Origin of the sequence: Shewanella sediminis HAW-EB3 (genome assembly GCF_000018025.1) — a bacterium.
GTDB classification, from domain to species: Bacteria; Pseudomonadota; Gammaproteobacteria; order Enterobacterales; family Shewanellaceae; genus Shewanella; species Shewanella sediminis.
The window spans coordinates 4387125-4407316 of sequence record NC_009831.1 but is presented as its reverse complement, the minus strand read 5'-3'; the positions used below and the strand labels follow the sequence as shown (position 1 = coordinate 4407316).

The following is a 20192-nucleotide window of genomic DNA, read 5'->3' as shown; positions in this document are numbered from 1 at the left end:
AGCCAAGCCGTATGTCGAGGCACTTTTGTTGTGTGCTTCTACTTCATATAGTCGCGATCATAGGTGGCGTCAAACTTGTGCTCGGCCAGATCCCCGGTTCTGCGTATGCCGGGCTGGCTAACTTTAATCACTCGCTCGACGCCTGCTCCTCTTTTACCTGCCCCTCGTCCGGTATAACTTACTTTAAATGGTTTAAGTGACTGATCGCATCCCTGAGCTGTTCATCTAACTCTTCATGCTTTAGTTCCTTTTTTTCGCTATCAAAATTATCAAAAAAGCTGGGAATAGACAGGCTGGCCTTCACAACACCATCGAAATATGGCGCCGATTGAATCGCTGTGGCTAATACATTGGAAGCCCCCATAGAACCAGGCGATGTAGCCAGTAGCACCATAGGCTTCTTTTGATAAACTTTTGGCTCGATACGGGAACACCAATCGAACAGATTTTTATACGCCACGGTATAAGAACCATTGTGCTCGGCGAAGGCGATGATGATCCCATCACTTTCACCTATTTTAGCCAAGAAATCTTTAGCAAGCTGGGGGTGCCCCAACTCTTCCTCTCTGTCTTGTCCATAGAGGGGCAGTTCGTAGTTGTTTAAGTCTAATACTTCAACCTCTACCTTAGTTAAGAGAGTCGTAGCATATTCTACTAACTGTTTATTAATTGATTTCTTGTGATTCGTTGCGGCAAAAGCAATAACTTTCATGGTTTACTCCTATGGTTCATCGACGGTAAATCGCGGGGGGAATAACGGTTTATTCACTGAATTGTAGCTCCGCAATCCTGGTTATAAAGTCCCAGAGTCAGATAACGAATCTAAATATGAAACTTTCTTCTCCCCTCTCTGTTTTTAGCTGCCCTATGGAGGGTAAACAAGTTTCCAGTGACGACGACTTTTCACTTAGAATCGCAGTGAGCCCGATCTTAAGCCTGGTATGTTTGTGGAATAGATATGCTGTTGCAGATGCTTGTGTTGCCGTACTGGCTGTATTATCAGGTTGAAACTAGAGCTGTGTCCCATTCTTTTTGTGTGTGATCCATATACTGGCTAAATCTAACTCACCCCTTTGACTCAATGCTCAGCTTGTGGAAGGGGGAGTGTGTCATCGGTAAACCAATCATGAGGATAATATGACTACTTCTGTAACAAACGGGTCTCTAATTGGGCTCGTTCTCGCCACTCTCTTAATCTCTTTGCCATCCCACGCTGTTGAAGAATTTGACTACCAGAGCTTTTCTGACTCATTTTCGATAATAGATACCGTCGCCGGAAGGGGGAAGCATGGTGAGAAGTATCATAACGGTTGGCAGACAGGCTTTGAAAACCACTCGGCTAAAAAGGCTGAACTGTCGAGACCACATCAGGCGATAGCGGATTCAGATGGCAATATATTTATTGCCGATAAAGATGCGCATGCGATCAGAAAAATAGATCTCAATGGGATGATTTCAACCTATGTCGGAACCAATGAGTCTGGTTTCAACGGTGACAGTTTGAAAAGAACCCTGACCCAACTTTCATTTCCTAATGGTATCTGGCTAACGGCCAGTGAAGCGCTTTTTATATTAGATTCCGGCAACGATATGATCAGAAGGGTGGAGCATGATGGGACTGTGACCACCTTGTTTAAGGATGAGGAGGGAATTGAAACCGGCCGTGGGCTATGGGTTAGTGACGATGAGTCTGTGGTCTATTACTCTTCAGGTTCTGAGTTAAAACAGTGGCGCAGGGGTAGGGGGATTCGTGTTCTCGCTGATGGGTTCGATGAGCTGGCTAACCTTGCGGTGAATGCTAAAGGAGAGCTCTTTGTCACCGACCGGGATGCGAATCTGGTTTATAAAGTCTCGGCGAATGGAGATAAAGAGATCGTTGCAGGCACGGGTAAACGCTCGGGGTGTGGCGATGGCTGCCTGGCAACTGACACCGCATTGAATCAGGTCCGGGGGATTTGGTTTCACCCTAATGGAGGTTACTTCTTAGCGACACATAAGGGGGGACAAATCTGGTTTGTCGATCCGGATGGAGTCATACACCTATTTGTCGATGGCGGTAAAAACGATCAGCACTTCGGTGATCGTCGAACCTACAATACGCCCGGTAAGAAAATCAGCGAACCCAGAGCCATCTCAATGGATAGTAAGGGCAATCTGCTGATAACTGAGAGTGATTACGGCTATATCAGAATTGTTAAGCACATTGATAAAGCCGAGGTTAAGTGAAAGGAATACCTTTTCAGTGTGGCGGTGGTTTCAATCTCTTCGTACGCCGCGAGGTTAGGCGGAAATTGGTGGTAAATAGCTGCAATGACTTTCTGTGAGTGTCTTTGTAACACGCAAAGCCGTGATAACGGATATCACGGCTTTAATGAACTCATTTAAAATTGGCCTATATATGCCTGGCCAATTAAATTGTTATCTCTGTGCTTTAGATGTTTATCTATCGCGCTTATTACGTCAGGGCCTATCTCTGTGAGCCTGCCTTTTATCGGCATCAGGTTGGACGCATGCCTGCCATCGATATAGAGATCCGGCAGTGTGAGATGTTCAAGTAATACCTTCATCTCCTCCAGCACCTCATAAGGGTCGAGCAGTTTAAAATCTCCCTTGCTCATTTGTCTGTGTAGAACGGTGCCCGGCATCGGAACAGTGGTCAGCGTACCCAAAAGGTACGGTTTCATCCGATTGATGAGCTCCGCCGTTTCAATTGCATGAATACGAGAGCGCTCGCCACGGCCTCCCAGACCGACCATCACCATAGCTACCAGCTTTATTCCTGATTTTACAATATTACTGCCTGCCTCAAGCATCTCTTTGGCCGAGACCCCTTTACGTACCTCTGTTAATACTCGATCTGAGCCCGACTCTACGCCCAGATAGGTCATGGTTAACCCGGCTTTTCTTAGTTGGGTTAACTCCTCCAGGGTTTTACTCAAGGTACTCTGAGGACCGGCGTAGGTACTGACGTGAGTGAGTTCGGGGAAAGCACCATAGAGTTCAGATAAGATCTCCAACAAGGTATCAGTTGGCAGCGAAATCGCGTCGCCATCGCTCAGGAATACTTTATTAACTCCTGCACCGTAGGCTTTCTTTGCCATCTGAATATCTTCTTTAAGTTCCTCTATGGTACGAACCCGATAGCGCACATCTTTGTACATAGAGCAGTAGGTACACTTGTTGTAAGAGCAGCCAACGGTGCACTGTAAAATGTAGGCGCCTGCCTCCGGTGGTGGTCGATAAATTTTACCTTCGTATCTCATAAGGTGCCTCCGTTGAGATTGATTAATTGAGATGCTTGGTTAGGGTTACTTTGTGAGCTCTGCAGCTGTGTCTGCAAAAATTCCCTGCATATCTTTTGCTTCCCGCTCAGTCTGACCACCATGCTTCAGAAATGCCGCGATAATTGTCTGGGTCTTCTCCTCTTTAGCTCGCTCAAGAAAGTAGCGTAACTCGAGCTCACTGCCCGCGGCTTCATCCTTTATCGAGGTGGCGATTATCTCTTTATACATTTCGATGTCACGGATCTCCCACTTGGCGATGATCGATAGCACTTGGGCAAGAAATGCCTCAATCTCTGCCTTAGGCACGAATTGGGTGATGATGCTTAGGGCCTCAGCCTGCTGTGCAGTGAAGTCCATACCTGTGAGTAAGGCCTGCAACGCCTTGCCTTTACCCAGACGACGGGCAAATTGGACCGCACCCTGACCACCGGTTGGTATATTGATATATAGCTCAGGTTGGGCAAATGCCGCATTCTCGGTGCCATAGGCCAGATCACACGCCATCACAAACTCATTGCCTCCGCCGCGAGCCACGCCATCGACTACGGCGATAGAGACCTGCTTCATGGCTTTTATGTTTTCGATCATATGGCTGAATTCGATTGATGCAGCCTGACCACCGGGCGTACCGTTGATCACATTGAGATCCAGATGGGCGATAAAGAACGCTTTATGGAAGGATCTAAATACCACCGCCTTAGTGTCTCGATCATCCTTGAGGGAGAGGATGAATTGATTCAGTTCATTAATCAGATCTATGGTGAGAATATTGACTGGCGGGTTGTTGATCACCACAGTTGCGATGCCGTCGGTGTTGCTGATTTTTAGTGTGCTCATGGTCGTTTCCTCTTTCATCTATTGATGTTCCAGACTGGCTGTGTTGCCGCTTCTGAATGTTCAATCAATATACAAGTACAATAAGCAATGAAAAATACTCGTATCGACATCTTATTGGTGCCAAAATGGCATCAATGTGCCACCGAAAGGAGAACGAATGGATCTATCGAGTCGATTATTACTCTTGCTCGAAGTTGTCGAGTCGGGTTCATTTACTAAAGCTGCCGATCTGCGGAATGTAGACAGGTCAGTAATTTCCAAGCAGATAGGAAAATTGGAAGATGAGTTAGATGTTCGCCTGTTAAACAGAACCACACGTTCGCTGTCATTGACTACGGCGGGGGCTGAAATGGTTAAGCAAGCGGTAAGCCTGCGGGAGATGTTGAGTGAGACCAGCCGAATTGCGCAGCACTATCATAGTGAGCCCAGGGGCACGCTCCGGATAAGCAGTTCAACATTTTTTGGTCGCCAGTACGTTCAAAAAGCAGTTGAAGTATTCCAGAGAAAGTATCATCAGATCCATGTTGAGCTAAGGCTGGAGGACAGGGTGGTAGACATGGTCTCCGAGGGATTCGATATCGGTTTTCGCATCGGTGAGCCGAAAGAATCGAGCCTGGTGGCACGTAAAATTGCAAGAAACCGATTACTTATCGTCGCCTCGCCGGACTTTTTAAAGCGACATAAGGAACCACTCACCATAGAGGCCCTCGAACAACTGCCCACGGCGGTGTACTCCGCGCCCGGAATCTTGTTGGATAAGATAAAGTATTTCGATGCCGAAGGTGAAGCTGCCCATATCCAGCTCGATATTGCCTATAGGGTCAATGATGTTGAGATGATGGTGATGGCGGCGTTATCGGGCAATATGCTGGCCGTGGTTACGGCGCAGACGATCGAAAATGAGGTGTTGGAGGGTAAGCTGGTACCAATTATGACGGACGTTAATCTGGCCGATTTTGGCACTTTTTACGCGGTATATCCCCACAGAGAGCCTGCGATAAAGACGACACTCTTTATCGAGACGCTGAGGGAGATCATCGGAGCGGATATTCCCGTTTGGGAGTCGAGAATTCCCGGTTTCGATAATATGTATGGTTATAAGGGTTGAGCTTAATCGTCAGCTCCTTCTATTAGTCGGCTAACGTCCGAGAGTGAAAGCTCTCGCATTTGGCCTAAAGCAGAAATTCGAGCAGCGCCTCCAGTGCCGGGCTCTTCATCCGTTTGGCCGGGTAGACCAGATACATAGGGATGGAGGGCATGGCGAACTCCTCCAGAATGCTCACCAGCCTGCCGCTATCAATATGATCTTGTAGTAAAAAATCGGGGAGTTGAGCTACCCCCTGATCGGCGACCGCAAATTGAGCCACCATCTGACCATTATTCACTTCGACATCGGCACTCACCCGTACCAGTTCTTCTTTATCTGATCCTTGATATTGCCAGCGTCCGGGATGGCGGTTGGAACTGTCTAAGATGCAGCGATGTTTATCCAGCTGACTGGGGTGGCTTGGAGTACCGTTTACCCTTAGGTATTCGGGACTGGCGACAAACTTTAGTGTGAACTCACCAAATGGGCGGGCGACCAGATTCGAGTCCTCAAGCTTACCTACCCTTAATGCTAAATCTACCCCTTCGTCGACGAGATCCACATAACGGTTCATCTGCAACCAGGAGACCTTTACCCGGGGATGCAGCGTTAAAAACTCCTGTATCGACGATTGAAAGCCAATAAGAGCGCTGTTCTGGGGAGTGGTTATCTTAAGATGACCGGCAATGATCTCACCGCGATGGCGGGAGAAGGATTCGAGGTTATCAAGGCGCGCTATGATCTCCTGAAACTGGCGCAGGTAATGCTCCCCTTCGGAGGTCAGGTGCATGGCTCTGGTCGTGCGATAGAGCAGCTGACAATTAAAGTGCCTCTCCAGATCCGCGACTTGACGGCTAACGGCAGAGACCACGATATTCAGCTCCCGCGATGCGGCACTGAAGCTGTGTCGCTCGACGACCACCAGGAATGTTCTCATGGCGGTGATAAGATCTATATTTCTCTTCATGAGAAAATTCAATTCATTTGAAGGTTATTTTTCATATTTAATCACAGGTATAAGCTGTAAAACAAGTTGAGCGGTATCAATCGGTACCCGGCATGAAACAGATAAATATCGACAGGAGACAATATGAAAATTCTTATAATCGGTGCGAGCGGCACCATAGGTAAAGCGGTATATGAGCGCCTGTCCGGTGATAATGAACTGGTTACGGCTAACTATAACGATGGTGATGTCAGGGTCGATCTCGGTGATAAAGATTCGATTAAAAAGATGTTTGAGCAGGTTGGTCAGGTGGATGCCCTGGTGTCTGCCGCTGGTCTGGCAAACTTCGTTCCTCTGGATGCACACAGTGACCAAGACTTTGAGCTGGCACTGAACAATAAGCTGATGGGGCAGGTTAATCTATTGAGAGTCGGGCGTGATCACATCAATGATGGTGGTTCAATCACCCTGACTTCAGGCGTCCTTTCTCGTCAACCTATGCCGGGTAGTGCATCGATCAGCATGGCTAACGGTGCGTTGGAAAGCTTTGTTAAGGCGGCGGCACTGGAGCTTGAACAGCTAAGACTGAATGTCATTGCACCGGCTTTTGTTAAAGAGACCATGGTGATGATGGGCATGGATCCCGATTGGGGGATTTCGGCTGCCGATACGGCAAGAGTCTACGAACTGGCTGTTAAGGGGGAGATGCATGGCCAGACTATGGATGTTGCACAGCATCAATAATTCCCTGTGTCACACCAGCTAGCGCAATGATACTTTCCTGTTGTTAGCCCAAGCTAGTGGGCTAATTTTACCAGATTAGGCACCGTCTGCCTTAAATGAGTTACCAACCCTGACTCACACTCGGTTATGGCGGTGCCAACTGGCTTTGTTGCCTGTATCCTCACACCGCATCGCCCCAACTTTTTAAATTCTAAGCGCCGATACTTTTTCTGCACTTATCGGACTTTGAATACTACCCACAATTTTTACTTCCTGATTTGATGAAACTATCAGCGCAAACTCGTAATAATTAACTAGTATTTAATGTAAATAAGACTAGAAGCCAATCCGTGTCTGAAGCCTGTTTGGCAGAGATTGAGTGACGACTTCTTGCTTCTTACTCAGATACTCGTCAACTAAAGCAATAAGGAATTTGTTATGCCGACTCCCCACATTAATGCTCAACCCGGTGACTTTGCCCCAACCATACTAATGCCGGGCGATCCTCTGCGAGCCAGATATATTGCCGATAAGTACCTGGAAAATGCCAAACAGGTCTGTGATGTTCGTGGCATGTTAGGTTTCACCGGGACGTACAAGGGCTGCAGGATTTCGGTTATGGGCCACGGTATGGGGATCCCCTCATGTTGCATCTATGTCCATGAGTTAATTAGCGAGTTTGATGTGAAGAATGTCATTCGTATCGGTAGCTGCGGTGCCGTGCGTGACGATGTGAATATGATGGATGTGGTGATCGCCATGGGGGCGTCTACCGATTCAAAGACCAACCGGATGAGATTCAGTGACCATGATTTTGCCGCCATTGCCGACTATCATCTGCTTGAGACGGCTGTGAACAAGGCCCGCGAGCAGAATGTGTCGGTGCGTGTGGGTAATATTTTCTCGGCAGATCTCTTCTATACGCCTCAGCCCGAACTGTTCGCCAAGATGGAGGATATGGGAATTATGGCGGTGGATATGGAAGCGGCGGGGATCTACGGTGTGGCCGCCGAATTGGATGCCAGGGCATTGACCATACTCACGGTCTCTGATCATATTAAGCGTGGCGAGAAACTCAGCTCCGAAGACAGGCAGAAGTCTTTCAACGAAATGATGAGTGTCGCCTTAGAGACAGCAATCAGCATTTAGGCTATACCGACTGGTATTCAGTAGCAGCCCATCGTTCGATGGGCTGCTTTTATTTATATCATTCTTAAGAGCAATATGAGCCGATCAGAATACTAACGTGCTCATAGTTTCACACACCAAAAGCAGGATCCTGTTGGAGCCATAGCGGGACTAAGGTAAAATTTAGATACTCTCGTCTACTGCCCGTTATTGGAAAACAGCCTGCCTATGAAAAATTTCAACCTGATCCTGGTCATTGGAGCTACGGCTTCGGGTAAAACCCGCTTAGGTGTTGAGCTTGCCAGACAACTCGAGGGTGAGATCATCTCTGCCGATTCGAGGCAGGTATATAAGGGGCTGGATATAGGCTCGGGTAAAGATCTTGCCGAATATGGTGAGGTGCCACATCATCTCATCGATATTGTCGAGCCCGGCCATGAATATAATGCCTTCCAATTTCAGCAAGATTTCTTCGAGGCTTTTACCTATATAGAGTCTCGCAATAAACAGCCTATTCTCGTCGGTGGTACGGGGTTATATGTCGATGCCGTGGTTTCCGGTTATGAATTTGTTCAGCTGGATAAAGATTTAGCCCTAAGGGCCGAGCTGGATCTACAGCCACTGGAACAGGTTCAGAAGCTGCTGCTGGAGCTCGATGCCGCTCAATACGAAAAAACCGATCTCACGGTTAGGCCCAGACTGTATCGTGCCATCGAAATCGCAAAAAACAAACAGACCAATCCTAAGCCAGCCAAGGCTCTTCCCGAGATCAGGCCGCTCTATTTCGGTATTCAATGGGACAGGAAGGTGCTGCGTAAGCGAATCAAAACCAGATTAAAGGAGCGCTTCGAACAGGGGATGGTCGAAGAGGTACAGGGGTTACTGGATAATGGCGTATCACACGAGCAGCTGGAATATTATGGTCTCGAGTACCGCTTCGTCAGTCAATATATCGCGGGACAGATCGGCTATGAGGAGATGTTCGATAGGCTAAATACCGCCATATGTCAGTACGCTAAGCGTCAGGAAACCTGGTTCAGACGGATTGAAAAACATGGCGGGAAGATCCACTGGTTACAAGGTTCCGGCGACATCTACCAGCAGGCCTGTGAAGTGTTAGCTGACTTGGGTTAATTGCCGATTTCGACTTGTTCAACAGATATTACGGCCTATCCCTTTTGAGATTGGCGTTCATCGCGGTCAACACAAATTCAATGAAAACCCGTGTTTTCAGTGGCAGCGCCTTGCTCTTATACATGAGGTGTATCGGTGTCGGGCTGGGGACTTGTTCGCTCAATATTTCTATCAAGTCTCCACGGCCTAACTCTTCGGAGAGTAGTAAACGTGGTTGCAGTAAAATCCCTGTACCTTTCAACGCCGCGACTTTCAGAGCCTGACCACTGTTCGAAGTTAACCGAGAATGCTGTGTATCAAATGCTGAAGTATCGATACGCAGCGCCAGACTCGATTGAATATCTCCGTAACTGAATCCCAGACATTGATGCGACGCTAAGTCATTCAGAGAAAGAGGGACTCGATGACGGGCAAGATAATCGGGAGAGGCACAAAACATCATTTCATAAACGGCAATCTGGCGAGCGATTAACGAGGAGTTGGCGAGTTCACCGATGCGGATCACCACATCTACCGGGTCGTGAAGAGGATCGATCAAATCGTTATCGAGTGTCAGTTCAACATTAATATCGGGATAGCGTTGTAGAAAATCTGCCACTATTGGGGCGAGTAGAATATTGCCGAAGGTGACCGGGGAATTGATGCGTATCCTTCCTTTGGGTTTATTTTCTAATGCTTGCAGGCTATTTTCAGCTTCCGCAATATCATCCAGAATTCGCTGGCACTCTAAATAATAGAGCTGTCCGGCTTCCGTTAATGACTGTTTACGTGTGGTGCGATTTAACAGCTTAGTCCCAAGGTGCGTCTCTAAGAACTTAATGTGTTTACCAACCATGGTTGAAGTGACTGCAAAATTGATCGCGGCGCGAGAAAAACTGCCATGTTGTACCACATTGACAAACACCTGCATGCTCTTCAACTTATCCATATTCCCAACTCATAGTTAGTAAACAATTAACCGGATGGTAGTTTATCAATTATAGGGATTCAATTAAATTACATGCTCTACTCGGTTAATCTGGACAAATTATGTTTGAACAAGGCTTGTTTATTACAGCGGAACTACAGGTTAAGCCTGATATCGATCTCGACACGGCCATTGCGGCTATACATTCCTTTTGTGAGGGGATGAATAGTGAAAAGGGGTGTTCGATGGCACTTCCCCTGCAAGACAGAGAAAATCCTCGCCGCTTCATTTTCTGGGAACGTTATGAAGATAAAGCCGCCTTCGAACATCATTTTCAGGCCGAACATACGCAAAAATTTATCCAATCCGGTTTAACTGAGTTGGTGCAGGCATTCGAAACTCAACTGTTAACAGAGCAGAAGTAAAACATGAAAAAGACATTGAATTGGGGAATCCTTGGGACAAGCTTTATTTCTGGAGTGATGGCTGATGCCATTGTTGAAGAGGGTCATACCCGCTTACATAGTGTGGCTGGACGTTCTGAAAAAACCTTGATGGAATTCGCTGAAAAGTACGATATCGCAAACATCTATCAGGATTATGATGCCCTGATTAACGATGATGAGGTCGACATCATCTACATCGCATTACCTAACCATCTTCATCATGACTTTGTGATAAAAGCCGCCAACGCCGGCAAGGCCATTTTGTGTGAGAAGTCATTGTCTATCGATATGAAGAAGACGGATGAGGCGCTTGCAGCAGTTGCAAATAATCAGGTTTTCTTTGCTGAGGGATTGATGTATCTCACACACCCGTTTGCCAGCAAAATAAACGAAATTATTCGACTCGGCACCATTGGCGAAATCCGTTCCATCAATGGAGTGTATTGCGCCTCTATCGCCCAATTCGTAAATCCGGATAGTAAGGGGGCCTTGTATAACTTAGGTTGTTACCCTGCTTCTCTTATGCACTTCGTTATGCAGCAAGCGTTCGGCGACGGTATCTTCGATAACTATCGTATCGCGGCATCGGGCCGTGTTGGCGAAGATGGTAATATATGCGAGTCGGCCGCAAACATACAATTCAGTAATGGTGTTAGCTGTCAGCTTCATACGGCAGAAGATTATGGCTTGCATGCCGATTTTACAATACTTGGCAGTAAAGGAAGCTTAGCGCTTGTGTCTAATCCCTGGTTACCGGAGGCTGAAGGTAATCGCTTAGTTGTTACTGAGTATGAACAGCAAGGTGAAGCTGTCTCTGTGTCCGCTGAGGGTAACGGTTTCCTCTATCAGGTTAGATTAATCAGAGAGGCGATAGAGCAGAGAAGCGCTTCACTGCAACGCCCCGCTGCAACCCCGGAAGATTCACGTCAAATAATGAAGATACTGACGGATTGGGAAGCTGCCACTAAAGTTCATAAACTTGAAGAGTTAAATAACCGCTGCTAACTTTAAATCTGGAGTTTTTCTTATCTCTGCCTGTCGCTGTTTTGTGTGTTCACTTCAGTATGATGAAAGTAGAAGTGAGTATAGGCGGCAGGATTAATCGATTAGTCGTATTAGGTGTTCCAACCTATTTAATCTGTGACAAAAACATTTTATTTAAAGGTACCTAAGTGATGAACCCTATTCAGATGATTAAACGTATTATATTACTCGTTGCCATGACGCTCTCCATCGGTGTATTTGCCGCTCACCATGAGGGAGCGCCTTCGAGTGGTGCTAAGGATATGCCGGGCGCGAAAGGCACATTTGAGTTTAAACCCGCCGACTGGATGTCGGGGCAGAAGACGTGGTGGAAAGATAGTGATGGTGTTGCGCCAGGCGTCGCCGGGTGTCATATCGGGACCGATGAGAAGGGTGTGCCTAATGGCAGGATGTTTGGTGAGGCTTGCCTGCCAAACGGCTTATTGGTCGAGTCGAACCCGGGCAAAGATGAGCTTCATAGTCATAAAGATGATATCGGTCACCCGGATACTTTCGACTGTAACGCCTGGTGTGTCGGCTCGGGGAAGAAGAGTGGTATGTGCATGGTCGCCGCCGCAGCGCCTTGTGAGCAATCTGCCGTCTGCGCCTGCGAGTAAGGTATACAAAGAGGGCACATAAAAAACGAACCATTTAAGGTTCGTTTTTTGTGCCTTGTATCAGGTTGATAATAAGATCATTTTGCAGTGTCTTTAAAACCCAAATTTGCCGTTATTGTTCTTCCATCTGTCTTTGGTTGGGATCGGTTCTATGATGTCCCAGTGCTCGACGAGCTTGTCATTTTCAACACGGAACAGGTCGTAGAAAGAGACGTGTTCGCCACCGAAGCTACCCTCACTAATGCTGAGTACGAAGTTTCCCTCACCCAACACGATATGATTTTTCGTATAGACCATCTTGATGCCCTGTTTAGCCATCTCTTCCAGTGCCTTACCAAGACCATTTAGCCCATCGGCAATGCCGGTATTGTGTTGAAGATAGTTTGCATCACCCTTATCGATAAAACGTCCAAGCTGAGCAAAGTCTCCATTTACCAAAATCGTGTCGACGAAGTCTGCAACTAATGCTTTATTTTGCTCTGTTTTATCTGAATCGATCACAGTCGTCGGACCGTCGATCTGAGTGCGACCGCTTGGATTCGGTGCGGCTTTTTCTGCCAGGTTGTCCCAATGCTCTACGATTAACCCGTCTTCGAAACGGAATAGGTCGAATCCCACCTTAGGTCCAAAGAAATTATAGTCGGTATGGGTAAATACATAGTCGCCATCCTGAAAGGCGCGTTTAATATCTACCTTGGCGCTACCTTTCGGAAGTGCCTGGAGCAGTGCCCCAAAACCCGCTAAGCCATCGGCAACAGCCAGGTTATGTTGGGTGTACTTGTCTGGATTGACATAAGCCACGGCTCCTCTGTCACCGGTTTCTATGCTGTTGAGCAGGGCCACGGCCTTGCCTTTGTTAGATAGGCTAATGGTCTTCTCCTCAACTGAAACCGGACTGGAGCACGCCGCGCATACCAGAACCGTCGTGGCCAATGCCGCAGAAATACTTTTCTTCATCATAATTACCTCTCGTTGGTGTGAGGTAATTATGATGAAAGTGGGCATGGCTTACATGGTCAGAGCTGGCCTGAAAATGGTCAATTACGAACTTTTAAACTGTTTCTGAAAGCGAGAAGGGGTGAGCAGGGTATGTTTCTTGAAGTACTTCACGAAATTACTGGCGTCTTCGAAGCCGAACTCATAGGCAAGCTGTTGAGTGGGCAAACCATCCAGAATCAAGCGTCTTTTGGCTTCCAATATAGTATGGGCGTCGATGAGCTGTTTCGCTGTCTGGCTGGTGGCCATCTTGCAGATCTGATTCAGGGTCTTATAAGTTGTATGTAGCATATCTGCGTAGTAGATAGCATCTCGTGTGCGTTGGAAGTTTTGTTCGAGTAACTCGACAAAGCGAGTGAACTTAGTCTGCTGCTCTTTGTTTAATCTGTCATGTTGGTTTTCAGGCATCACCCGGTGCAACATCAAGGATAGTGAAGAGAAGAGGAACATGACTATTAACGGGTTTGATTGAGGGTGAACCAGCTCTTTATTGATTTCACTCAGTATTTTTTCACTACTGCTCATGACCTCCGGGTCGGGGAAGAAAACAGGCTGATAAGAGTAAGCTAAATGTGTCGGTGTGAAATCTGATAGCCTCATATTCATCAATGCCTGATTAATGAATGCCTGGGTGAATATCAGTAGTTTCCCTTTCGGCTTATTCTTAAAATCGAACGCATGAACCTGATTTTTTTGAACGAAGATAAATGCACCGGACTGGTAGGGGTAATTAACAAAATCGATCAGGTGGGTACCTTCACCCTCTTCGATGTAGATCAAATTGTTGAAGTGTATTCTGTGAGGCACTCCGGGGTGATGAGAGTAGTTATGCTCCCGCTCATAGAGCTCCTCTAAGTCGATGACCTCAATTTCGCGGTTGTCCGTTTTCCTATGGTTAAAGCTAACTTCTGGGATCTTCATTTCGAAACAACGACTCCTGTAACATGCTGATTATCTTGGCAGTTAATGCTTTTCTTATGTTCAGTCTCTGGTGCTGCCTACAAAGGTTGTAGCCTGAGCAATATCTTAGTTAAGTGTTAAAGCCGACGATAAGGTAAAACGTGAGTGAAAGCAGTGCCACAGCCAAAGTATAGGGTAACTGAGTCACAAAGTGCCGCTGTGGCGGACAATCGGCAGCCGTTGACGCCACTATGACCGAGTCTGAAATGGGTGAGCTTTGATCGCCAAACACCGCGCCGGAGATCACCGCCGCTATCGCTACGGGTACAGAGATATCGACACCCACGGCTAGGGGAATAATGATCGGCGTCATTATGCTCACGGTGGCACCGGAGCTGCCGGTAGAAAATGAGATTAAGATACAGATAATAAAGATGGATGCAGGAACCAGCCATAAAGGTAACTCGCCGGAGACAAAGCCGGCTATGTATTTTCCGGTTCCGAGTTGCCCGGTAATATTACTCAATGAAAAGGCCAAAACCAGAATGATAACCGCGGGTAGTGTCTGCTTCATCCCATGTATACACCATTGAATGTATTGGTCCATCTTAACCTTACAGAGACGAAAATAGATGCCCGTGCCGATAAGAGAGATAAAGCCGCTCCAATAGATTGCCGAACTGATATCACCCGCCAGAATATTGCCCTTACCCGTTACGAAACTGATGACAAAAATTGAGCCCAGCAAGATGACAATAGGCAGTAACATTGCCCATATTCCAGTACTTGGTTGATGAGCAGACTGATCGGTGGACTGATTATCGGACAGAGAGTTAGAAGCTGAATCGGTCTTTTTTGCGTCGCTCAAGTCAGTGGCTGTGAAATCGGATTTCTTATATGCCAATATCGGCACTAAGGCCAGTATTGCTATGCAGTAGACTTGGTAAGGTAATGCCGCAAAGATATAGGTAATAGGCTTATCGGTTAAGGTGCCGTTTTCCACCTGAGCACCGATTAAGCTGATAAGAAAAACACCTGCGCCACTGAAGGGCATTAGCCAGGCCAAGGGAGCTCCGGTGCTATTGGCCACAAATGCCAGCTTTTCACGGGAGATATTAAATTTATTGAATAGTGGTCGCCCGATGAGACCCACTAACATCATAGAGCCCACTCCTTCCAGACACATCAAGAATCCAAAAGCGAAGGTGACAAGTTGAGCCCTGGGCTTGGAGTTTACCAGGTGGTATTTGTGGGAGACTTGATAGATAAGGGCATCGATACCGCCTGATTGCCTCATGACATTGATGATGGCGCCAATTATCAGGATAAAGATCAGGCTCTTCACTGAGCTTGATGATTGAAACGTATCGGCTATGGCGTTAAAACTGTTTGCTACACCGAGTAAAAAATTTTGCGACAGCAGGATTGAGCCTGCCATGATACCGGCAAAAATGGCCACATAGACCTGTCTTGTGGTAATGGCGAGTAATATCGCGATACAGGGAGGGAGTAAGGTAAGCCAAGTATTCATAGAGGGAGCCAGTTTTATCACTCAAGGTGTGTTTGATATTTAAAGGCTGAGTAATAAGCTGATGACATTCAACGGCAACCTCTGTTTGAAAATTTCTACCATGATAAAAGAGACAAACCGGAGATTATCTCAATCATTAACTATTAACCTTCGAAGATAAATTTTTCATCCTTTAACGCATCTTGCGGACGTTTACATACGTAGTCTGGATAGATCTCACTGGCACGTAGAGTCTGGTCTGTGAATGCGGCAAGCTTATCGATGACATAGATGACATAGTTGATCCCCCAACGCTCCTTATCGGTTTCGGATCCTTTCTTAGCCGTTATCTCGTCACCCGAGCTCTCTTTCTGCTCGATGATGTACTCAGTGGAGAAGTGCTCATATTCAAACGGAGTGTCTGGCCAGTTTTGTTTGATCTGGGTTAACATCTCGTTTTGAGTCAATGCATTATAGTCGAGCTGAACACATCTGTTTACGGTACGGTCGTCGGTCACGGCCATGGCGGCGAGGTACCCAATATCTTCGATATCGTGCGTGTAGATAGGAATATTCAGGTCTCCGAATGTGGTTATCTTGCTGAAGAACCTTAAATTTGGCAGAAAGTAATCGAAGATGCCGCCATTGTAAAAAAGGGTCCAGTCTAAGCTTGAGTTCATCAATTGATCGTGAAAACGCTTCTTCTGATCGAAGATCTCACCATCTCCCATCTCCAGCGCCTGGGTATGAGCGCCAAACTCGGTAGGAACAAATCGTTTCACGCCGGCTTTTACCGCTGCCTCAAGCCAGAGAGGTTCAAACTCCCGAATGATCTCCTTCGAGCCGGGCACGCTGGCGACAAAGGTATCCACACCTCTCAGTGCCTTTGCCAGTGCATTGACATTTTTCATATCCGGACACTCGACGAGTGTCGCGCCCAGAGTTTCGAACTCTGTTAACTTGGCATCATTTTGTGCGTTGTGAGCTCGAAATATGATGGTAACTTGGTGCCCTAGTGAGAGTAAGCCTTTAGTCAGTGGCGTACCAACTTGGCCTGCAGCACCTATGACGGCAACATGTTTTTTATTCATATAAAGCTCCTTTCGGCTTAGCAGGATGACATTTGATAATGGGGAGGAGTATTGAAGCGGTAACAAGTGTTCGAATCATACTCAGCTTTTTCCTGACTCTAATGTTAATCAACCCAGAGTGGCATTACATGGTCAGAGTTAGACTAAAAATGGTTAATATCGAACCTAAATCCTATTAATGAACTTTTATCGCCCACATTGCTATGTCGGATACCCCTATTCGGGCTTGAAGATATTAAGGTGATTAAATTGCCAGAGGTGGCTTTGGGAGCCAAAACGCTGAATGGAAGAGTAGGGAGGGAAGCCTGCCACATTCAGGATGGGGCCGAATGTCTATTGCTTCCCGTACTGCGATTCGTGGGAGCTACCGTTTCCACTGCCTGAGTTCGATAATCAGTCCATCAGGATCTCTTATCTCTGCGCGATAGGAGCCGCCCAGATCGACAGGCTCGACGGCTAGCGGTATACCTTTAGCCTTGAGGTAGTTGACCGCCTTCGTCATATCGTCAACCTCAAGCGCTATGGCGCGATAACCAACCTGCCAAGCCGCCTCCAATTTTTGTCCAGGAGCCAGGATAGAGATTATTTCAACGACAGTGTCGCCCAACTCAAGAAAAATGACCTCCTGCATGGGTGGCAAATCTACTTTCGTTCGACTCTTAATCTTGAAACCCAGAATATTAACGAAGAAACCTATGGTGACGTGGGGGTCTTGGGGAACAATTTCTACGTGGTCGACTCTCTTGAAAATCATGTTAACGCCTTTTCATTCTGTGAATTCATCAGTGCTGAGGATCTCAGCGAAAGGGATTTTATCGGTAGTTAATAGTGTGAAAAAGTAAAAAAATCCGATGGTTTTATTCTAATTAATCGAATGTTTGCTGGCTTTTAAAGCAGGAGAACACTTGCCAATCGATGTCGGCTTGAACTCTTTTTGTTACAAATGGAATGAAACTAAACGTAATAAACCTAACCACCGCTCTTTCTATTTAACTGTAACCAGTAGTACAGCCAACCCCCAAACCAGGTGACAACTGTGCAATCGGTTACCTGTGATAGGGCGTGCCTATATCCCATTTGGGCGGTGGGCACAGAAGGCTGGCGAGTATCGGCTTTCGCAGAGCGGGCGTCCTCTTATGGCGTCAATGATCTAAGGATACAATAATGAACATTCTCATGAGCTCTCTTACAAACAAACCTCTTATAAATAAACATTTTATAAGCAAAAAGTGCCTATTGGTTGGTGTGTTAATTGCCTTGACCAGTACTTATGTCTCGGCCAGAGGCGGCGGGCAAGGTTTTGGCGGCTTTAATTCCATCACTAAGGCTCAACTTGAGTCGAGTTGGAATGGTCGTGCCGGCCCGCAGCATACTGCGGTAAGAGGCGTTAGGGTGCAGTGGTATGCAGATGCGTGTGGAGTGGCCAATGGGCATGCTAAGGATGAAAAAGAGTGCGTGAAGAATACAAAAAAGGTTAAATAGGCTCGCTACGAGTTACGAGAGCGGGAACAAGTTCCCTGTGAGGAAAGGAAACTGCTTGTTCTCGAAGGCCTAAGGTCGGACTCGAACCTCGTAGCCCGTTCTCGTAGCCCCAAAACATTCGCGGCTAAAGCCGCTCCTATATGGAGAATATGTCACTCGTGCGATAACGCCTGTAGCTCGAACCTAGAACCTCGTAGCTCGAACCTTAAGTACGATATAGAATCTTAATCACATGCCAGCCAAACTTTGTTTTCACAAGGTGTGGGGTGATCAGTTCGCCGGTGAAGCAGACCTTATCGAACGGCGGCACCATCTGCCCCTTCTTGAATTCACCTAAGCTACCGCCCTTCTTACCCGATGGGCAGGTGGAGTGCTTCTTGGCCAGCACGTCAAACTTAGCGCCTTTATTCAGCTGCTTGATAATATCTTCGGCGAGCTCTTTATGTTTGACTAATATGTGCAGTGCAGCAGCGGTTCTTGCCATCTCTCTTAACTCTCATCGTGTATTCAATAAACTGACTCATGTAGTCAGTCAGACTCGTTAGGTGAATTATACTCGTTTATGGGCGAGTAATACTACCGACTCATAACCAGCTTTCTCCCTGACCGAATCGATAGACCAGCTGTCCTACGGTCAGGTTGTCCCAACTGGATAATTTAGCGCTATAGAAATGACGCCAGTCCAGTTGCAGTGCCCAGTTGGGAGACAGGCGGTAGTGCAGGCCCGCACCCCCGTTGACCTGAAAGGCTTTCTTCTCCTTATCTAACTCTATCAATGATTCGCCTATACCGAGTGTCAGGTAGGGTCTCAGTGTATTTTGGCCGTTGAAGTAGTACTGGCCGTCAAAGCTGTAGTTTTCGAAAGTGGTGCTTTGTCCCGTTCGCTTGTCGGTTAGCTTTCCGCGGGCGTAGCTTAACCTGGTCGAAAAACTGCGGGTAAAATAGAGCCCCACGCTGGCACTGGGTGCCCAGCCACTCTCAAGGTTCCACACCTCTCCCGGTGACATATAACTGCTGCCAATAGATATTCCTACAATGCCAAAATCGACCGGGTCTTCGACTGAGCCGGCCTTGTTGTTAGCGCTCTGGTGACGACTGACGCTTTCGTTGGCTTTACCCGCACCTATGGCGTATTGCACCTGAAATTGCACCTGTTTATCGATGCGGCCATTATCCAGAGGTACCTCTGTCATTGAGAGATAACCTGTACCGGCTTTGACAACATCGTCACCAAACAGGGTGTTGACTCCTCGTCCCAGTGAGTCGATTGGGTCTAAGAAAAACAGTGCCGTATCTCCCCACCCCTCAGATCCCCATACTGTTCCTCCGCGTTGGCGGATCTCCCGCTCCTTATTGAAGGCCCATTCTCCATAAACCCAGCCAAGTACCGGGGTCACGACCAGATCCTGAATCGATGGCACTTCGGCAAAGGCTTCGACACCATACTCCCAATAAAAGGTCGACATCATAAAGGAGTACATAAAGGCATCCCACTGGCGATAACCTGATTTTCTTGCGGCCTGGTAATAGACGCCGCCAAAGTAGGGATGACCTATGTAGTTGATGGCAAAATTGTCTCTGTCCCATACCGGGCCGCTGCTTACATTGTCCCACCATTTTTTGTGTAACTTCTCACCACTCTTATCCCAGTTGGTGATAGAGGAGGGGAGCAGGGCAAGAAAACCGGCGAAGCCCACGCCGTAAGCAGCTACGGATTTTGTTTGAGACCACAGTCGTGCACTGTCTTCCCCGTGTATCGCACTGAACAGAGAGACCTTAAAAGGCTGATCGTATACCGAGGGAGCTCTGATTGTATCTTCCCAGCTGCTGTTGGTGATTGCTGGCCGATAAATCTCGGTAGTTTCATCGCTCTGCTCAGCTGCATGTGCAAGACCAAGACCGCTTGAAGCCACCAGAGCAACCGCCAGGGAGATAGATCTGTAGTAAGAGATAGCGCAATATTTCATTAAACCCTCTCATCTGTTGAGTGCAGAACGGTGCAGCAGTAGTGAGCTCTTGAGTCACTATTCTCTATGAGTTTAGTTACTTAAATGATTTTTGGAAAATGAGAGTCAATATTG

General features: G+C 47.2%; 21 protein-coding genes. 9 read left to right on the top strand and 12 right to left on the bottom strand.

Annotation, left to right across the window (positions count from 1 at the left end):
- Positions 1–178: 178 nt before the first annotated feature.
- Entirely contained in the window at positions 179–712 is a 534-nt protein-coding gene (locus SSED_RS18935) for an NADPH-dependent FMN reductase (protein ID WP_012143953.1), read from the bottom strand.
- Positions 713–1137: 425 nt separating this feature from the next.
- Between SSED_RS18935 and SSED_RS18930 the strand changes: the two genes are divergently transcribed.
- Complete coding sequence (locus SSED_RS18930; protein ID WP_012143952.1) at positions 1138–2226, top strand: NHL domain-containing protein; 1089 nt, start codon at positions 1138–1140, stop codon at positions 2224–2226.
- A gap of 155 nt (positions 2227–2381) precedes the next feature.
- Here the strand turns inward: SSED_RS18930 and SSED_RS18925 are convergent, their stop codons facing one another.
- Positions 2382–3263: a radical SAM protein gene (locus SSED_RS18925; RefSeq protein WP_012143951.1), complete on the bottom strand. Its 882-nt coding sequence runs from the start codon at positions 3261–3263 to the stop codon at positions 2382–2384.
- A gap of 45 nt (positions 3264–3308) precedes the next feature.
- Positions 3309–4121: an enoyl-CoA hydratase/isomerase family protein gene (locus SSED_RS18920; protein ID WP_012143950.1), complete on the bottom strand. Its 813-nt coding sequence runs from the start codon at positions 4119–4121 to the stop codon at positions 3309–3311.
- A gap of 157 nt (positions 4122–4278) precedes the next feature.
- Here SSED_RS18920 and SSED_RS18915 point away from each other — a divergent pair, with 157 nt between their 5' ends.
- Positions 4279–5229, top strand: coding sequence for a LysR family transcriptional regulator (locus SSED_RS18915; RefSeq protein WP_012143949.1), 951 nt, complete (start codon positions 4279–4281; stop codon positions 5227–5229).
- A gap of 64 nt (positions 5230–5293) precedes the next feature.
- Here the strand turns inward: SSED_RS18915 and SSED_RS18910 are convergent, their stop codons facing one another.
- Positions 5294–6175 (bottom strand): LysR family transcriptional regulator, encoded by an 882-nt coding sequence (locus tag SSED_RS18910; protein ID WP_012143948.1) that lies wholly within the window; start codon positions 6173–6175, stop codon positions 5294–5296.
- 123 nt (positions 6176–6298) lie between these two features.
- Between SSED_RS18910 and SSED_RS18905 the strand changes: the two genes are divergently transcribed.
- The 3 genes from SSED_RS18905 to miaA all read left to right on the top strand — a co-directional run bounded on the left by SSED_RS18905 (position 6299) and on the right by miaA (position 9139).
- A complete protein-coding gene (locus tag SSED_RS18905) occupies positions 6299–6898 on the top strand; it encodes a short chain dehydrogenase (RefSeq protein ID WP_012143947.1) in 600 nt (199 codons plus the stop codon).
- 417 nt (positions 6899–7315) lie between these two features.
- Entirely contained in the window at positions 7316–8026 is a 711-nt protein-coding gene (gene deoD / locus SSED_RS18900) for a purine-nucleoside phosphorylase (RefSeq protein WP_012143946.1), read from the top strand.
- Positions 8027–8233: 207 nt separating this feature from the next.
- Positions 8234–9139, top strand: coding sequence for a tRNA (adenosine(37)-N6)-dimethylallyltransferase MiaA (gene miaA, locus SSED_RS18895; RefSeq protein ID WP_012143945.1), 906 nt, complete (start codon positions 8234–8236; stop codon positions 9137–9139).
- 28 nt (positions 9140–9167) lie between these two features.
- Here the strand turns inward: miaA and SSED_RS18890 are convergent, their stop codons facing one another.
- The gene (locus tag SSED_RS18890; protein WP_012143944.1) at positions 9168–10067 is read right to left on the bottom strand and encodes a LysR substrate-binding domain-containing protein; all 900 of its coding nucleotides are present in this window, start codon (positions 10065–10067) and stop codon (positions 9168–9170) included.
- A gap of 101 nt (positions 10068–10168) precedes the next feature.
- Here SSED_RS18890 and SSED_RS18885 point away from each other — a divergent pair, with 101 nt between their 5' ends.
- The 3 genes from SSED_RS18885 (at position 10169) to SSED_RS18875 (ending at position 12132) form a co-directional block, all read left to right on the top strand.
- Positions 10169–10471, top strand: a complete 303-nt coding sequence (locus tag SSED_RS18885) for a putative quinol monooxygenase (RefSeq protein ID WP_012143943.1) — start codon at positions 10169–10171, stop codon at positions 10469–10471.
- 3 nt (positions 10472–10474) lie between these two features.
- A complete protein-coding gene (locus SSED_RS18880) occupies positions 10475–11497 on the top strand; it encodes a Gfo/Idh/MocA family protein (protein WP_012143942.1) in 1023 nt (340 codons plus the stop codon).
- Positions 11498–11667: 170 nt separating this feature from the next.
- Positions 11668–12132: a hypothetical protein gene (locus SSED_RS18875; protein WP_012143941.1), complete on the top strand. Its 465-nt coding sequence runs from the start codon at positions 11668–11670 to the stop codon at positions 12130–12132.
- A gap of 93 nt (positions 12133–12225) precedes the next feature.
- Here the strand turns inward: SSED_RS18875 and SSED_RS18870 are convergent, their stop codons facing one another.
- The 5 genes from SSED_RS18870 to SSED_RS18850 form a co-directional block, all read right to left on the bottom strand.
- Positions 12226–13089, bottom strand: coding sequence for a nuclear transport factor 2 family protein (locus SSED_RS18870; RefSeq protein WP_041422308.1), 864 nt, complete (start codon positions 13087–13089; stop codon positions 12226–12228).
- 84 nt (positions 13090–13173) lie between these two features.
- Positions 13174–14049, bottom strand: a complete 876-nt coding sequence (locus SSED_RS18865) for a helix-turn-helix transcriptional regulator (RefSeq protein WP_012143939.1) — start codon at positions 14047–14049, stop codon at positions 13174–13176.
- Between the two features lie 109 nt (positions 14050–14158).
- On the bottom strand, positions 14159–15559 hold the full coding sequence (locus SSED_RS18860) for a Na+/H+ antiporter NhaC family protein (protein ID WP_012143938.1): 1401 nt from the start codon (positions 15557–15559) through the stop codon (positions 14159–14161).
- Between the two features lie 143 nt (positions 15560–15702).
- The gene (locus SSED_RS18855) at positions 15703–16629 is read right to left on the bottom strand and encodes an NmrA family NAD(P)-binding protein (RefSeq protein ID WP_012143937.1); all 927 of its coding nucleotides are present in this window, start codon (positions 16627–16629) and stop codon (positions 15703–15705) included.
- Between the two features lie 364 nt (positions 16630–16993).
- Positions 16994–17383, bottom strand: coding sequence for a VOC family protein (locus tag SSED_RS18850; protein ID WP_012143936.1), 390 nt, complete (start codon positions 17381–17383; stop codon positions 16994–16996).
- Positions 17384–17874: 491 nt separating this feature from the next.
- On the opposite strand from SSED_RS18850, the gene SSED_RS18845 reads away from it, so the two are divergent.
- Positions 17875–18111, top strand: a complete 237-nt coding sequence (locus SSED_RS18845) for a hypothetical protein (protein WP_150104449.1) — start codon at positions 17875–17877, stop codon at positions 18109–18111.
- A 205-nt stretch (positions 18112–18316) separates the two neighbouring features.
- On the opposite strand, the gene ppiC is transcribed toward SSED_RS18845, so the two are convergent.
- Together ppiC and SSED_RS18835 are read right to left on the bottom strand one after the other, a co-directional pair.
- The gene (ppiC, locus tag SSED_RS18840) at positions 18317–18595 is read right to left on the bottom strand and encodes a peptidylprolyl isomerase PpiC (protein WP_012143934.1); all 279 of its coding nucleotides are present in this window, start codon (positions 18593–18595) and stop codon (positions 18317–18319) included.
- Positions 18596–18695: 100 nt separating this feature from the next.
- Positions 18696–20078 (bottom strand): DUF3943 domain-containing protein, encoded by a 1383-nt coding sequence (locus SSED_RS18835; RefSeq protein WP_012143933.1) that lies wholly within the window; start codon positions 20076–20078, stop codon positions 18696–18698.
- Between the last annotated feature and the right edge of the window lie 114 nt (positions 20079–20192).